We start from the raw sequence: 15,892 nt of genomic DNA on the forward strand, positions 1-15,892 counted from the left end.
ATGCAGGCATTGAGCCAACCGTTCGCGGCCGCCCACGTGGCGGCCGCGTGCGTTGTGGTCATCGGTGTCGCCGTATTCGTGTGGGTGTTGCTGCGCCAGCCGCGGCAACTGATCCGCGCCGAGTACGGACGCCAGCGTCGAAGCTTGCGGCTGGCCGTGCACCGCGCGCGCATCGACGGTCTGCGCTGGTGCTGGACCGAACGCACGGGCACAGACGCATCCGCGCCAACGCTCGTGATGCTGCACGGCTACACCGGCAGCAAGGAGAACTGGTACAGGCTGGTGCCCGAACTCGATGCACGCTATCGCCTGGTCATGCCGGACCTGCCGGGCTGGGGCGACAGCGAACGCATTGCCGATGCCGACCACGGCTTCGTCGCCGAAGCCGCGCACGTCGCCGCGTTCCTGCGCCATCTCGATGCAGGCCCGGTCGTCCTGCTGGGACATTCGATGGGTGGTGGCATTGCCGCGCTGGTCGCGGCGAAACATCCGGAGCTCGTCGCGCGCGTCGGTCTGCTCGATGCGGCCGGCGTGCACTTCGAGGACAACGCCTTCGGTCTCGCCGTGCTCGACGGTCGCAATCCCTTCGGTATCGAGAACACCGCGTCGATGGAGCAGTACATGTCCGTGCTGTTCCACGAGCGCAGTGCGCGGCCGCCGTTGCCATGGCCCGGCGCGATCGCGTTCGTACGCCATCGCCGCAACGAGGCCGCGTTCGAACAGGCCGTGCTCGACCGCATCGGTCGCAGCGATGAGCGGTTCGCACCCGGTGACGCGGCGGGTGACATCCGCCAGCCCGTCGTCCTCATCTGGGGCGCACACGATGCGGTGATCGATCCGAGCGCGATGGCCCTGTACGCTGCGCGCATGCCGCAGGCGCGTCAGGTCCTGCTCGACCGCAGCGGCCACATGACTTTGATGGAGCAACCGCGCGAGGTCGCCGACGCGGTGCACTGGCTGATCGAACGAGGAACGCCCGCATGACATCCCGACACCTGCTCGCCACCGCTTTGCTCGCCGCGCTGCTGCCGTTGACTGCCTGCCAGGACCGCGAGGCCCAGGCCGCCGCCCAGGCGCAGGCCCAGGCCGCCGCGGCCGAAGCGCAGGCCGAAGCCGGCGAGCGCGATTTCGAAGCCGCCGTCGCAAGCGAGAACTGGGCACTGGCGAAAGCGCAGGCCGACGTGCTGCTCGCGCGCTATCCCGACACCGAGGCCGCGGAGCGCGTCCGCGCGAAGTTCGATGACGTTGCGGCCAAGGGCGACGCCGTGCGCGAGGACGCGCGCACGCAGGCGCTGTGGAGCTACAACACCGCCAACGTCGAGGGCGGCGAGCAACTGTCGGCGGCGATCTACGCCAAGGACACCATCGACGTTGACGGCACCGGCGCGAAGCGCGTGCAACTGATCTTTCGCGACCACCCGTCCTGGGGCCGCAGCAGTTACCTCGTGCTGCAGGCCGGCGATTTCGACTGCTATCCCAGCTGCCGCGTGAACGTGCGCGTCGACGACGGTGCACCACGCCGCATGGCCGCCAACCGTCCGCAGACCGACGAAGCCATCGCCATGTTCATCGACGACGAGCGCGCGCTGTGGCGTCTGCTCGACGGCGCGAAGACGGTGTCGATCGAATTCCCGGTGAAGGCGGGTGGTACGCGGACCGCGGTTTTCGAGGTGGCGGGGCTGGACCGGGCGAAGCTGCCGAAGTGGGGCTGAGGCTGAACCTGACTGCATAGGCGCGACGTCGGCGAGGCTGATCAGAAAGTCGACCTGACAAGTCGCCGGAAATCCAATCCCCGTCATTCCGGCGAATGCCGGAATCCAGCGCCTTGATTCTTCGCGCAGTACCGCATGAGCGGATTCGGCGCGCACTTCGACATGAAGCAAATGCACTGGGGCCCGGTCTGATCAGCCATTCGGCTGTTGAAAGCCGCCGGGTTGACGGGCAGAGGGGTAGCTATGACGATGGAAGGGCGCCGATCGAGCCCCCATTCCCACATGCCCAATGGCACACGCCGCAGGTTCGAAGGAAGCCTAGCCTCACCCCAAGCCATCCCGGAAGGCACGCATGCACCCGCCACCGATGCCCGCAACGTACAGCGCAACCCGCATCCGCCTGACCCGCATCGCCATCCTCGCCGTCGTGCCAGCCTGGCTGCTGATGCTGTTTGGCAGCAGTGCCTTCAAACCCGGCTACTCGCACGTCTCCCAGTACATCAGCGAACTCAACGCCATCGGCACGCCCCACGCCTGGCAGATCGGGCTGCTGGGCTTTGTGCCGTTCGGACTGATGCTGGCGGCCGTGCTGATTGTCGCGGCGCCGCTGCTGCCGATCCGCGGCATCGCCCGCGTGGGCTACTGGATCCTGTTGCTCGAAGCCGTCGCCTACATCGGGTCGGCATTCGCACCCTGCGATGCCGGCTGTCCAGCGGACGGATCACTGAGCCAGCAGCTGCACAACCTGCTCGGCCTGCTGACGTATCTCGGAACATGCGTGGGCGTCGTGCTGCTGGCTTGCGGCACCGGGCTGCGATCGAGCACGCGCGCTGTGCTGCTGGTTGTGGCGATGCTGTGGCTGCTGCTGTTCTTCGCGATGGTCCTGCCGCCGTTCGAACCCATACGCGGTGTGTTGCAGCGAACGGGCGAAGCGATGCTCTACAGCACGCTGTTGACGCTCGCGTGGCGCGCACTGCCGCGCCGCTGACTCAGCGGCAGTTGGCCTGCGCGATGGCCAGTCGCTGGCTCGCCGCATTGCGCTCGCGCGTCGCAGCACGTTGTTGCGCATCGCGCTGCGCGCGCAGGCCACTTTGATCGGTCGGATCGCGCGCATCACCGCCGCGCGCGGCGCGCTGGGTTTCGATGGCCGCGGCGCGGCGCTGCGCACTGGCGACGCGTGCATCACTGGTCGGCTGGATCGTGCGCGACGCGGCCTGCACGCAGCGGTCATGCGCGGCATCTCGTGCGGCATTCGCGCCGACATGCGTGGGCAGACGCGGCGAGGGCTCCACCTGACGCAGCGCCGGGGCGGCACGCGGCGGCGGATCGGCCGGATTGCGCAGCTGCTGCGCGAACGCGGGCGCAATCGCGGTGGCAATCAGCAGCGTCAGCAGAAGTGGAGTGCGCATGGAACGGTCCGGATGCACGCGGGTTTCGCGTTCGAACGTCCTAGATGCCGTCGCCATGCAGGCAGGTCAATGCAGCGCGGTCCACGGGTTCAGGCGCCGGCCGGCTGCCACACCATCAATGCGCGCGGTGACGTCGGTCCTGTGTGTCATTCGGATCGAGACTCGCCAGCGGCGCCGGCGGTTGTGCGGGCACTTCGGCAGGCATCGCCACCGGTTCGCGCGACGCCCCATCGAGCATGCGTGCACGCCGCCAGCCTCCCCAGCGGTAGTAGCCGATCGACAGCAGCATCGCCAGCAGCGCACTGGCCGGGAAACTCCACCAGATTGCATCCACGCCGAGCGTCGGCTGCAGCAGCGTCGCGAACGGCACGCGTACGCCCCACAGCGTGACCGCGAGAATCACCAGCGGCGGCATGACCGCGCCGGTCGAGCGCACCACGCCGAACAGCACGAAAGTCACGCCGAAGAACAGGAACGACCAGATCGCGATGCGGTTGAGATGGCGCGCGGTTTCCAGCGCGACGCCGGCATCGCCGAGGAACAGCGACAGCGCGGCGCGGTCGAGCAGCAGCAACAGGCCGATCAGCGCGCCCGTCATCAGCACGTTGAAACCCACGCCGGTGGCGGCGATCCGTGACACGCGGTCCCAGTGGCCGGCGCCGACGTTCTGCGCCGCCATCGTCGAACACGCCGCGCCGATCGCCATCGCCGGCATCTGCACATAGGTCCACAGCTGCAGTGCGGCGCCATAACCCGCGGTGGTGTCGACGCCGTGTGCGTTGACCATCGAGATCATTGCGATCATTGCCGCCGACAGCATCACCATCTGCAGGCCCATCGGCAGCCCCTTGGCCAGCAGCGCACGCACGATGGTCCAGTCGGGCCTGTAGAGATGCCGCTCGGTGCGGTGGATCCACAAGCGGTGCCGACGATGCCGCAGCCAGGCGAGCAGGGCGGTCAGCCCAAGCGCATTCGCGATCAGGCTCGCCAGTGCCGCGCCGGCCATGCCCATCGCCGGCAGCGGCCCGACGCCGAGCATCAGCATCGGCACCAGCACGATGTCGAGCGCGACCACCAGCAGCAGGAACAGGAACGGCGTGCGCGCGTCGCCCGCGCCGCGCAGGATCGCCGACAGGAACGCGAACGCGTACAGGAACGGCACCGCGAGGAAGATCAGTTTCAGATAGGCATCCGCATGCGGCAGCGCATCGGCCGGCGTGCCCATCCACAGCAGCACGTGGCGCGACAGCGGCAGACCAACCAGCGCGACGAGTACCGAGGCGGTCAGAAAGAACGTCGCGCTGGTGCCGATCACGCGCTTGGCGCCCGGCAGATCGTCGCGGCCGATCGCCTGCGCCACCAGGATCGTCGCCGCCATGCCCACGCCGAACACTGCGCCCAGCAGCAGGAACAGAATGTTGTTGGCATTGGCGATCGCCGCCAGCGCGCCCTCGCCGAGGAAGCGCCCGATCCAGACCGCGTTGACCGAGCCGTTGAGCGACTGCATGACGTTGCCACCCAGGATCGGCAGCGCGAACGCGAACAACGTGGGACCGATCGCGCCGCGGGTCAGGTCGCGTGGACGGGCGGGCTTGGTGGAAGATCGGCGTTTCGGCATCAGCGCATTCAATCGGGAGGCGGATCGCGGCACGGTGAGGGCGGGCCGTGCAGGCCGCGCAACCGCCCTGGCGGGCTCGTGGTGCCGTTGCACCGCGCGACGGTTCGCTGCGGCGGGGAACGCTTTGCGGCTCGATCGCGCCACGGCGCTGTCGGCACCACGTTGCGCACATGCGCTTCCGATCGTCGCGATTCCGACGCAGGGCGCACGCTGGAAGGAGCGGTCGTGGCCGTCACGATCGTGACACGGCCCCGGGCGTGCATCGCGCCGAGCCCGCGTGCGCTGCCGACGCCGGGCGGCGCGTGCGACGAGTCTCGGTGCCGTTTGTCGGTCAGCGGCGGCGTCCACGCGCTGCAGGAGCAAGCCCATGACGCGAAGCGCCTGGCGCATGCTCGCCATGTCTGCGGGTCCTCGGCGCCGTATTCCGAAGGGCCGCGCGGCATCCGCATTCCGCTGGCCGAGGTGGACCACGCTTAGTCGACCCCGCAGCGTCGCACGTCGATGGAGCCCAGGCGGGCGGGCCCCGATCGGAGGCGTCGTGGCAGCACGACACGGTGGGCGCCGCGGCTGGAACATGACCGCGGCGACCTGAAGAAGAATGTCTCCACTCGACGATTCGTCGCCGCGTCGCCGACCTCGAATCCGCGCTATCGACGATGGCGACGACGGCCATTCCGGCGCCGTTTGGGGCGCGGCAGGTTCTCGCGATGGGCGCGCGCACGTACGCCCGCGTCCGCACGTTGACGGGCCCAGGTGTCGCGCTGGAGCTGCGCCTCGCGGGCGAGGCGACGCCGGCCTCGAGCCCGGCGCCAGAAGAACAGGGCGGGCGGCACGACGAACGCGATCAGGCCCGTCGGTATCGCTATCGCGAGGAAGCGCGCGAGCACGTCCGTCGTCGCCTCAGCGGCGTAGATGACCCTGTGCCCATGCCCCCATGCCACACATGCCGCGAACAGGCTCAGGACCGCCAGGCCCACGCGCATGCGCCAATGCCCCGGCGTCCCCGGGAGCGCGGGCACGAACCCCAGCAGGGCCAGCAGAGTGGCTTGGAGAAACAGCCCGAGGCCGGCACCCACCATGAAGGCGTCGAGGATCAACATACGCGTTGAAGTTTATCGCCCGGCGCGTGCGATGGCCCGCGCGCGCGACCAGCACCGAGGCGGTCAGAAAGAACGTCGCGCTGGTGCCGATCACGCGCTTGGCGCCCGGCAGATCGTCGCGGCCAATCGCCTGCGCGACCAGGATCGTCGCCGCCATGCCCACACCGAACACCGCGTCCAGCAGCAGGAACAGGATGTTGTTGGCGTTTGCGATCGCCGCCAGTGCGCCCTCGCCGAGGAAGCGCCCGATCCAGACCGCGTTGACCGAGCCGTTGAGCGACTGCATGACGTTGCCACCGAGGATCGGCAGTGCGAATGCGAACAACGTGGCACCGATCGCGCCGCGGGTCAGATCGCGCGGGCGGGCAGGGGTGGCGGCAGATCGGCGTTTCGGCATCCGCGCATTCAATCGGGAAGCGGATCGCGGTGCGGTGAGGGTGTGGGTTGGACGTGTTTCGAAGCGGACCCTGCAGAGCGGGCGCGCAAGGTTTTTGAACACCTCTCCCTCAGGGAGAGAGCCTGCCCCGGACTTGATCCGGGGTCGAAGCGCGCAGCGCTTCGGGTGAGGGTTGGGCATCGAAGCCCCATTGCCAGAAGCGCCCGCTGCCGCCCGCGAGCATCTCACGGAGGGTGAAAGATCAGCGCAGGCGCGGCCGACGGTTGTCTCCACCCAGGCCTCCGCGCGTAGGACGCGGGCATCGAAAGCCAAACTGTGACCCTTGCACGCTGGGGCACCCCCCATCTGTCGCGCTGGCGCCTGGGTCGGGAGACTGAAGCTGTCCGGGAAGTTCGTGCCCGACCGATCCAGGAGCCTGCCGTGAGCCTCAACGCCGTCTCGTCATCCGAAACCAGCAGCCGTCTACAGGACCTGCCGCCGCCGAGCGACGCGAAGGAGTCCTACATCGCGCAGCGCGGCGACACGTTGTCGGAGATCGCCAAGGCCCACGGCGTCAGCCTGGAAGGCCTGCTGGCCGCGAATCCGCAGGTGAACAATCCCGATGTCATCTATCCCGACCAGTCCATCGCACTGCCCGCAGGCACCAGGGCGCTCGGCGGTGACGCGGCGCCGGTCAATGGCGCCGCGCCGGCGAACGCGACCCAGGGCACTTACACCGGCGGCTCGCTGGATCGTACCCAGCTGGCCCAGCTGTTCCACGAAGCCGGCTTCCGCGGCGAGAACCTGGTGAGCATGGTCGCCATCGCGATGCGCGAATCCACCGGCGATCCGGCCGCGTTCAACGGCAACCGCGCCACCGGTGACCAGTCCTACGGCCTGACCCAGATCAACATGCTCGGCGGCATGGGCCCCGAGCGCCGCGAAGCCTTCGGCCTGACCTCGAACGAGCAGCTGTTCGACCCGCAGACCAATGCGCGCGTCGCCTTCGAACTGTCCAATAACGGCACCGACCTCTCGCCGTGGGGCGCGTACAGGGGGCTGGCGAATACCTACAACACCGATGTGCCGGCAGCGCGCGCTGCCGTGGCCGACGCGCAGGCGCAGGGCCTGCTGGGCACGCCGTTCAATGGCGGCGCCCGAACCGAGGGCGCGGCGCCGGTGCAGCAAAGCGCGCCGGCATCGGCCACACCGACGCTGGAACGCGACGATCGCGGCCCGGCCGTGGCCGATCTGCAGACCCGCCTGGCGGCCGCGGGTTTCAGTCCGGGCACGGCCGACGGCATCTTCGGCGCCCGTACCGAGAGCGCCGTGCGCAGTTACCAGGCCAGCCGCGGTATCGAGGTCGACGGCGTGGTCGGCCCGAACACCTGGGCACAGCTCAACGGCGCGCCTGCGGTCGAAACGCCGCCGGCAGCCGAACCGGTCGCGCCGGGTGAAGTCGCCCAGGTCACCGACGGCCCGAGCAACGCCCGCATCGCCACCCTGCATCCCGAACTGCGCGGCCAGGCGGCCGAGTTCGTCAACCGCGTCGAACAGGAACTCGGCATTACCCTGCGCGTGACGTCGGGCATGCGTACCTATGCCGAGCAGGACGCGCTTTACGCCCAGGGCCGTACCGCACCTGGCGGCATCGTCACCCAGGTGCCCGCGGGCTACAGCAACCACAACTTCGGCACCGCCTTCGACGTGGTCGAAGTGCGCCCGGACGGCAGCATCAACTGGAGCCCCGACTGGCAGGCCATCGGCCGCGTCGGCACCGACATGGGTCTGGAGTGGGGCGGCAACTGGACCACCTTCGTCGACCGCCCGCACTTCCAGCTCGACAGCGGCCTGAGCACCGCGGATATGCGGAATCGCGTCGCGGCCGGCAACGTCGACGCGGACGGGTTCGTCAATCTGCGTTGATGCACTGCTCTGAACTTGCACACGGATACGGCGCCTTAATCGTTCCGATCAAACGGGCGGGCGGGCGCTGGTGTGCCTGACATGCGCAAAGGATCGCGACCCTATGGAAATCCCTAGGTGCGTAAAGCCCTGGCTTGTCGGTGTTTAGGCAGCCCCATACCGTTGGGTGAAATTCTTCTACCGCATTCTCGACTTCAGGAGCATCCCAATGGGAGATGTCAGCGGCGCCGTCGATACGATCCAGGATCGCATGTCCTATGGATTCACCGACTGGGTCATCAGCGACCAGGACGTGCGTGACAGCATGGCCGCGCTGGCCGAGCTGACGCCCTCGGAGCGCAACGAAGTCGTCTCCCAACTCGACGACAAGGCACTGGAGCGCCTGACGGGGAATGCAGAGGAGCTGAGCGCGAACGAGCGCCAGGACGTTTATGAGAATCTGGTCGATGGTTTGGATGGTGCGCAGATCGCGCGTCTGGCCACGACCTTTGGCGGCAGTGACCGTATCGGACGCGTTGACTTCGCCGATGCAGTCGCGTCGCATGCCACGCCGGAAGCCAAACTCGCGTTTATCGAAGCAACCAAGGGCTCAATCGACGGCGCCTACAGCGCGATGCAGGGACAGGACGGCAATCCTGAAACGCTCGCTATCGCCAAGGTCCTGGCAAGCCTGTCCGGCGACCAGGCCGCCTTTGATACCGCCATCAAGTCATTGTCCGAAGGCCAGCTCGAAGACGTGCTGGCAGTCGGCTTGGGGCGGAACTACTATCCGGCAGGCAATACCGGTTTCTACTCCTTCGATCCCTCCGCGTCCCTCGGCATTTTGAGTGCAGCGACCAACAGCACTGATCTGCAGGTGAAGGGGGCGGTCTTCGAGGCAGCCACCGCACACTTCAACACCGTGGATGGTCAGGCGCTCGACAGCAGCTATCTGGATGCGATCAGCGGCCTGGTGGAGAGCGACCCCAGTGGTCTGGTGAACGAGCTGCAGGCGCGAACAGACCTCACCGGTGAATCGCTGACCGCCTACACCAAGGAGATGCTCGAATCCGGACGGGAGGAGGATCTGCGTAATCTGGTCGTACAGATGCAGCAGGGCAACGATGGTGCAGGCAACGCCTTCGAGAACTTCAGTGATCCCGCCTTCGCACGCAATCTCGGCTTCCTGAGCGGCTCGATCGCGGCGGCCATCAACTCGACCACCGATGACGCAGAAGCGCAGGGCAACATGCTCAAGAACATCTTCGGTACCGCCTTCGGTGTAAGTGGCGCAGCGAATCCTGCTGCCGGCGTGATCGCCTCGGTCGGCAACGGCATCACCTCGACTGTCATCGACGGCATCGTCGACCGGGTGAGCGATGGGAACAAGGATCTTAAACAGGCGCTCTACGAACTGGCGATCCCTCGGGACGCGGGTGGCAGCGTGAACATGAGCGGTACGGGCTACGACGCCTTTAATGCCTCCTATGCGGCGATCGCTCAGGTCAATGATTGACCTGGGCTGAGGAGCGGGCCATCGTGCGGCCCTGAGTGATGCGCTCGCCCGTGGACCACGAATGAGGACTTGGATGCTGATCGTCGCGATGGCTGCTTTGACCATCTCTGGATGCGATTCAGGCCAGTCGGCTACGCCGCCGACGCCGCCCGCCGGTGCATCAGCCTATCGGGGTGATGCGTCGACGACTGCCGCTCAGTTAGCAATGACCGATTTGCGCCTGCGCCTCAAAGCCTCCTATCCGGACCGCAAGTGGGACATTTCGCGTTACAGCGCGGAGGCTTCCATGGCCTGGGAGCAGGTCCGGCAACACTACGCCGACACACTGGGCACCGTTTGGGAAGTCCAGGTCGAGTACGACGGCGCCGCTGCCGGCTACCGAAGCGCAGCATGGCGGGAAGGCGACCGCATCGTCGCGATCGCTTGGCAGGCGCCGATCCCGCCCGATAGCCAGCCCGTGCTGACGGTGTTTCTGTCCGGTTTCTGAGTCGGGGGTATCCGGCATTGCCCAAGCAGAGAGGGCGTCGAAAGGCGCCCTGTCTGCATCTGCGCAGATCACGAACCGTATCGCTGCCTAGCTGAAGATTGGAGACGGCGGCGGCTGTCAATGAGGTGCCCAGCCTTGAGGAGGGAATGGCGCTCTTTCTGCCAGTCTTGCTGCTCGTCGCGGGCCCCGCCGCGCTGTGAGGCAACAAGCGGGCTTTATGACAGGTCGCATCGGTTAAAGGCCGGGAAATAATCCAAAGGTCTGGTTCCGCATCATCGTCATCGTTCTCAAGGTCGTCATGCTGGGCGTGGGCATGTTCTTCGCGATCAAGTGGAATCACGTCCAAGCGAATAAAAACTCGATGGGCAACAAACATAGCAGGAGAGAAGGACGGAGGCAGGGGGTCGTAATCGCCTTCCGGAAATCACTCTTTGGACTGGTTAATAGAAGTCGAAAGTGAGTCTGGCGCCGCTGGCCGCCGTTCTCCGTCAGGCACGTGCCGACAGTGAGACCAGCGTGCCTGCAAGTCCTGGGGCGTCGCTGGCGATGTATTCCAGCGTGACCGGGCTGCCGACACCGATCGCGCCACGCATGGAGGTTGGAGGGCACACCAGCATGTTGCCGACGCGATACCAGGTGTGGTGCAGCGTTCGCCTCCCCGCCCGGACGCGGGCACTGAGGACTTCGCTGACCACCCCGCGCACAACGGTCATCTGCGTGCCGCCCCGAAGCAGACGTCGGACGCGCACGCGATTGCACGCGAAGATCACGGCGCCAGCGCCCGCGGCAATCCCGAGGGTCTGCAAGAGCTGGTGCAAGCCGAAGCCATAGTTCGTGATGCTGATCAGGATCACGACCAGCAATCCCACGCTCAGCAGGATGGCCAGCTGACGCACTTGCCAGCCACTGCGCTCGACGGCGGCGGCGTCCATCGTCACCTCGACGCGCTCCGGCGCCGGAAGCGCGGAATACTCGACACCCAGCAGCGCGCCGCGTCTGGCAGTCAGCGGCACCCAGTGCAGCACCACGTCGGTGGCCGGTACATGCTCGAAGCGGGTGACATGCATATGCGCCGCGGTGTCGGCCTGCTCGAGCGGGGCGGCGAGCGGCCGCAGGATCAGGACATCGCCGTCGACGCGATACCGCAGGTGCCCGGGCTGCACGACCTCGACGCCAGACAGCGCGCCTTGCGTGGTGGATTTCATGCCCATCGCCAAGGCGCGACGCAAGCGCGCCGACGTCGTGCGCCAATGAAAAAAACGCCGCAGCTGCCACGCGCACACGCCGGTCGCAACCGCAGCGACGGTAAGCGCCAAAGGCAGACCGGTATCCAGAAATGCCACCACGATCGCCGGCGCCGCTGCGCCGAAGGCACCGAGCAGGTGCATGAAAGCGTAATGGCGCTCGCGCCTGAGAACGACGTGAAGCGTTGCCCGATCCGTGTCGTCAAGAGGGCTGGAGATGCACTGCATGCCGCTAGTGTAAGCGTGGCGCCGTCACAGCCTGGGGCGCCGAAACCTGCGCGCCCTGCAAACGGCGGCGGTTCCTGCGCTGCGCGATGGCACCGCTTGGAAACATCTTCAGGTGCTCGCCGTACGCCAGCCAAACACGGCAAGCCCGATCAGGAAAAGCCCGCCGGCCAACCAAAGCATGACGTTCAGGCAGAACGTGACGGGCTGCACGGCGTACACGATGACGTCCCGGTTGAAGCGCGTGAAAGTCGCGACCTCAAGCGATGCGATGGCAGCGCCGCCAATGTAGAGCGAATAGACGCCGAGCGCAGCGAGCAAGACATATCCAGCTGCCCACGCGGCACTCAAGCCTTTCTTTCGGGTTCTGTTTCGATGGAACATTCACCACCTGATGCTTGCCGCATCCCGGGCCACCAAGCGATGAGCGGCCTGAAGGCAGGTGGGCACGCGCTTGTCAGACGGGACGCGTCTTCAATAGCCGCCCACCAATGTCTTGCTCGCATTCGTATTGCCGTGAGCGGATCCGGCACCGCAGGCCCATCAATTTACCCTTCCCCCGGCAAATAGCGGTCGAAGAACGCCAACGCATCGGCTGCGATCCGGGCGTGCTCGGCCTCGCGATCGATCCCGTGGGGATCCACGCACAGCTGGGGGAGCGCGTCTACAAGTGGTGGCGGGCATGGCGCGAGGAACACGAAATGGCCGGCGCCGGCGATCTCGCGCGACCCTGCAAGATCGGGCAACAACGACCGCAGGTGATCGCCGTTGGCAGATGGCATCAGCACCTCGTCGTGTTCGGCGGTCAGCAGAAAGACCGGCGCGTGCATATCGGACACGCCGGCGCTGTCGAACACCAGCGCCAGCGGCGCCATGACGAAGGCCGCGCGCACGCGACGGTCCGCGGTTGGCGGCGGGTTCGACAGCGTGTGCATGCCGCCTGCAGGCGGCGGGTCGCACAGTTCCGGTGTACCCGGATGCGCCTCGCAGAATCGGTCGAAGCGCGCGAAGTCGGGTACCGCGCCGGCGAGCAGCAACGTGGTGTAACCGCCGGCAGAGAAGCCCACGGCACCGATGCGAGCTGCGTCGACGTGCGGGCCCAGTCGGTCGTCGGACAGCACCGCGTCGAGCGCACGACTGGCCTGCCATGCGCGACCCAGCAATACCCGATCGGTCCCGAATCCGCTCTGGTCGCCGTGGTGGTTGCCGGCATGTTCGGGCGCGACCACGACATAGCCTTGGCGGGCCAGCGCGACCGCCAGATCATGATGTCCGTAACGAGTGCCGCCATTGCCATGCGACAACACCAGCAAGGGGTGTCGGCCAGGCGCCGGCGCAGCGCCCGGTGTGGCCTCCACCCGATACGGGCCTGCCATCACGGATCCCGCCTGCTCGCCTGAAGCGAGCGCGGGATAGAACACCGCGGCCGGCACTGCGGTATCGGTGACCGGCTCACGGGTGTTCACCGCCATCAGGCCCACGGGCATTTGCGCCCCCGCCACGCTCGCCAGCCCGCACGTCACCAGCAGCGTGACGTTCTGTATGCATCGCCGCACGCCAGATCTCCAGGTCTCCAGGTCAGGACAGCATGCCCTCGCTGGCTACGCACGGAACCTGCCGTCAGTCACGGCGGCGCATATGCCCCTGCCAGCACGCTGTGCATTGCGTTCGCCAGTCGACGCGTGGCCAGGAGCAAGACGCGTGGAGCGGGAGAAGTGGTGGCCGAGTCGTCCCGGATCCAAAGGCGCCTTTGTGTGCCCGAGAAGCACGAGAAGCCAGAGAATCTGCTGAATTGAGCGCGCCGCGAGGCGGCGTCGGCTTGAGCGAATTGTCAGGCCGCATGCCGTCGGAGTCTGCTCCACGACTGGCGAAGCCCCACGAGGTGCACCAGACCAATGGCGAGACAGATCGACGAGCTCACCACCCAGAACGTGATGCTGTTGCCGGGGAAGTAGGCCATGACCGGGACGAACGCCACACCGCGAACGATGTAAACAGCTGTGACCGCAGTAAGAACCGTTCGACGCAGCGGAAGCGGCCGGAGTACGCCAGCGGCCGAGAGTGCATACGCACCGCAGACAGCGAGAACGGTGGCGATCGCGAGCGTGACTACTGTGGGGTACCAGTGGCCTGCAGAGTGAAGCTGCGCCATCTGCTCTCCGGCGCCCAAAAGGCGGAAGAGCGGCGCTCCCACTACTAGGCACGCCAGATGCATCAGAGCGGCAAGGCCACTCAGTGCGCCACCCACCACAAGGAGTTTGTTGGTTGGGCCTTCCACGTGATGTCTCTGGTTCAAATCACCGATCTAACGAAGATGAGAACTACTCGGCGCGGTGCACTTCGCGTGTTAATTCACCCCCCGGCCGAGCAACCTTGACCTGCCCCTCTAGAGTAAGACCGCGGAGAGTTGCAGTCTGGTTCGGGCGGGAGAACAGAATACGTGCGTCCCGGAATTCTCCGCCGTCAATGAGCCTTGCAGTACCAAGTGCGACTGCATCTTTCTGACCGGGAGTGCGGTACACAAGCTCCCGGTGAATGTACTGAACTGGAAGATGACACCGCCGCCTGAAGGAACGTACTCCAAGAGGAGCAGCGTAAGTTCTTGGCCAGCGCCAAGCTCGGCAACGATGTCTGACGTGAGTGGGGGAAGCTCGTGGAAGTATTCGCTGTCAGGAGATGCCATAGTGCTTTTCCAGGGCCTAACGCCAGAATTAAGCCGTGCCGCGAAGCGGCATCGGCTTGAATGAATTGTTAGCACCTACCCGATGGTAGGCACCGACTGACGCACGCCGCCTGCGTTGTCGGTGAAAAAGAAGAATCCGGCTCGGTCCGACTTTCCGAGAAGTTCGATATTGCTGATGTGGTGCATCGAAGGTTTGACACGCTCTGAGTGCAGCCGGAATGCAAGCTCATCCGTGTTGATCTCAACTGTCAGGCCAGAGAAGTCAAGCTCGTAGCAGGACGCCAGCACCTTGTGCTTGTTGGACGGAAACTTTGTTTTGTAGATCGTGTTGTATCGCGGCTCGAAGTATCTAATTAAAGCTGCCTCAGCAAGGGACACTTGCTGCGACTTCTTCAAGGGCTTATCCAGGATGCTGTAGAAGCGACCCATATCACGCTCATCAGCAATGACCTCCTTGGCCCTGCCGTCAAACATGGTCATTACACGATACGGTTCGTACTGGAAGGTCGCTACGAATATCTCCGACTCGGGACTCTCATAAGCCACCTCGGCCAAGATTTTCTGTAGCGTTGAATGGCTCTGGAGCCTTTCGAATGCCGATCGATTGCCTCCCGCGAATGCCTGTCCGACATATAGGACCTCCAGATTCGCAAGCTCGGGCCGGCTGATGTGCATGCCTTCGCTGATACTCAGTGCACTTGCTGGCAAGTACCGCACGATCTGGTCGTCCGCGTTGTACGACCTTATCTCTCGGTGCGGATAAGGTGAAAGCGCAGCGCGCTTTGCGTCATCAAGGAGCGGGAACCGAATGTGGAATGGAGCTCTGTGCTCTGCGCCGTTGATGGAGTAGACAAGGTCACCGCTGGCGATACCATCTTGGTATTCGAACGTTCCTGCGTCCATCCGGAGTGCCGGACGACGACAGATGAGATAGATGTGTGAGTTGTCCGCGATAACCTTCTCTTCTGGTCTCATCTCTCCGCCCGATGTGACCTGATCGGCGGGGATGAGAAGCCAGTTGCTGGTGAACAGATTTACCGAGAACTCTGATAGGTAATGCTTCTTTTTGGCCATCGCCAGTACTTCAAGTAGGTGCTAACACCTGAATTAAGCCGACCCGCGAAGCGGGTTCGGCTTGAATGAATTGTTAGCAGGCGCCTCTATGCCGCGTTCTCGATGTAGCGGAGAACCGGATCAATCAACGAGGTTGTACGAATTGATGGAGACTTCTGCAGCGCATCTCGCATGTCCTTGATCTCGTGGCGCAGTTTGACGAGGCCAAGCGCGTCCTGCATGACTGCAAGCTTCTGAGCCTTATCTCCAGAATCATATGCTTGACTTTGCTTAGTCTCCGCGGATTCTACGAGCGCCGCGATAAGCGTTAACAACTGCTGTTTTTGCTCAAGCGTGAGGTTGTCTAGCTCATTGAAATTATGGGACATGGTGGCCTCTGGAAATTTTGTCGGCTCTCACAATGCTGATAGCGCCTGCTAACACCTGAGTTAAGCCGTGCCGCGAAGCGGCATCGGCTTGAATGAGTAAAAAGGAGACTTCCCACTTCAGCGGCAAGCCGCTCGGCATCGAGTGCCATGATTGTGTTTCGACGAACAATCAAAT

General features: G+C 65.2%; 14 protein-coding genes and 1 pseudogene. 7 read left to right on the forward strand and 8 right to left on the reverse strand.

Annotation, left to right across the window (positions count from 1 at the left end):
• Window positions 1-9 precede the first annotated feature (9 nt).
• The 3 genes from J2X52_RS03565 (at window position 10) to J2X52_RS03575 (ending at window position 2,700) form a co-directional block, all read left to right on the forward strand.
• Entirely contained in the window at window positions 10-984 is a 975-nt protein-coding gene (locus J2X52_RS03565; protein ID WP_310148724.1) for an alpha/beta hydrolase, read from the forward strand.
• A complete protein-coding gene (locus J2X52_RS03570) occupies window positions 981-1,712 on the forward strand; it encodes a hypothetical protein (RefSeq protein ID WP_310148727.1) in 732 nt (243 codons plus the stop codon). Before J2X52_RS03565 ends, J2X52_RS03570 begins: the two co-directional genes overlap by 4 nt.
• Window positions 1,713-2,079: 367 nt before the next feature.
• Entirely contained in the window at window positions 2,080-2,700 is a 621-nt protein-coding gene (locus tag J2X52_RS03575) for a DUF998 domain-containing protein (protein ID WP_310148730.1), read from the forward strand.
• Between the two features lies 1 nt (window position 2,701).
• On the opposite strand, the gene J2X52_RS03580 is transcribed toward J2X52_RS03575, so the two are convergent.
• Both J2X52_RS03580 and J2X52_RS03585 read right to left on the reverse strand, forming a co-directional pair.
• A complete protein-coding gene (locus tag J2X52_RS03580; RefSeq protein WP_310148732.1) occupies window positions 2,702-3,121 on the reverse strand; it encodes a hypothetical protein in 420 nt (139 codons plus the stop codon).
• A gap of 115 nt (window positions 3,122-3,236) precedes the next feature.
• Window positions 3,237-4,739 (reverse strand): MATE family efflux transporter, encoded by a 1,503-nt coding sequence (locus J2X52_RS03585; RefSeq protein WP_310148735.1) that lies wholly within the window; start codon window positions 4,737-4,739, stop codon window positions 3,237-3,239.
• 225 nt (window positions 4,740-4,964) lie between these two features.
• On the opposite strand from J2X52_RS03585, the gene J2X52_RS03590 reads away from it, so the two are divergent.
• Window positions 4,965-5,216, forward strand: coding sequence for a hypothetical protein (locus J2X52_RS03590; protein WP_310148738.1), 252 nt, complete (start codon window positions 4,965-4,967; stop codon window positions 5,214-5,216).
• 657 nt (window positions 5,217-5,873) lie between these two features.
• Here J2X52_RS03590 and J2X52_RS03595 read toward each other — a convergent pair.
• A pseudogene (locus tag J2X52_RS03595) lies at window positions 5,874-6,236 on the reverse strand (MATE family efflux transporter); the annotation flags it as partial.
• Window positions 6,237-6,656: 420 nt separating this feature from the next.
• Between J2X52_RS03595 and J2X52_RS03600 the strand changes: the two are divergent.
• The 3 genes from J2X52_RS03600 to J2X52_RS03610 all read left to right on the forward strand — a co-directional run bounded on the left by J2X52_RS03600 (window position 6,657) and on the right by J2X52_RS03610 (window position 10,123).
• Entirely contained in the window at window positions 6,657-8,141 is a 1,485-nt protein-coding gene (locus J2X52_RS03600) for a peptidoglycan-binding protein (RefSeq protein WP_310148740.1), read from the forward strand.
• A 166-nt stretch (window positions 8,142-8,307) separates the two neighbouring features.
• Window positions 8,308-9,636, forward strand: a complete 1,329-nt coding sequence (locus tag J2X52_RS03605) for a hypothetical protein (RefSeq protein WP_310148743.1) — start codon at window positions 8,308-8,310, stop codon at window positions 9,634-9,636.
• Between the two features lie 73 nt (window positions 9,637-9,709).
• On the forward strand, window positions 9,710-10,123 hold the full coding sequence (locus tag J2X52_RS03610) for a hypothetical protein (RefSeq protein WP_310148745.1): 414 nt from the start codon (window positions 9,710-9,712) through the stop codon (window positions 10,121-10,123).
• A gap of 488 nt (window positions 10,124-10,611) precedes the next feature.
• Here J2X52_RS03610 and J2X52_RS03615 read toward each other — a convergent pair whose 3' ends face one another.
• The 5 genes from J2X52_RS03615 to J2X52_RS03635 all read right to left on the reverse strand — a co-directional run bounded on the left by J2X52_RS03615 (window position 10,612) and on the right by J2X52_RS03635 (window position 15,717).
• Window positions 10,612-11,595 (reverse strand): hypothetical protein, encoded by a 984-nt coding sequence (locus tag J2X52_RS03615; protein WP_310148746.1) that lies wholly within the window; start codon window positions 11,593-11,595, stop codon window positions 10,612-10,614.
• Window positions 11,596-11,703: 108 nt separating this feature from the next.
• Window positions 11,704-11,913 (reverse strand): hypothetical protein, encoded by a 210-nt coding sequence (locus J2X52_RS03620; RefSeq protein ID WP_310148747.1) that lies wholly within the window; start codon window positions 11,911-11,913, stop codon window positions 11,704-11,706.
• A 227-nt stretch (window positions 11,914-12,140) separates the two neighbouring features.
• Window positions 12,141-13,148: a dienelactone hydrolase family protein gene (locus tag J2X52_RS03625; protein ID WP_310148748.1), complete on the reverse strand. Its 1,008-nt coding sequence runs from the start codon at window positions 13,146-13,148 to the stop codon at window positions 12,141-12,143.
• Between the two features lie 1,202 nt (window positions 13,149-14,350).
• Window positions 14,351-15,349 carry a hypothetical protein gene (locus J2X52_RS03630; RefSeq protein ID WP_310148750.1) on the reverse strand — a complete coding sequence of 333 codons (999 nt, stop codon included), beginning with the start codon at window positions 15,347-15,349 and terminating at the stop codon, window positions 14,351-14,353.
• 86 nt (window positions 15,350-15,435) lie between these two features.
• Entirely contained in the window at window positions 15,436-15,717 is a 282-nt protein-coding gene (locus tag J2X52_RS03635; protein ID WP_310148752.1) for a hypothetical protein, read from the reverse strand.
• Between the last annotated feature and the right edge of the window lie 175 nt (window positions 15,718-15,892).

This window comes from Luteimonas sp. 3794 (genome assembly GCF_031456825.1).
GTDB lineage: Bacteria > Pseudomonadota > Gammaproteobacteria > Xanthomonadales > Xanthomonadaceae > Luteimonas.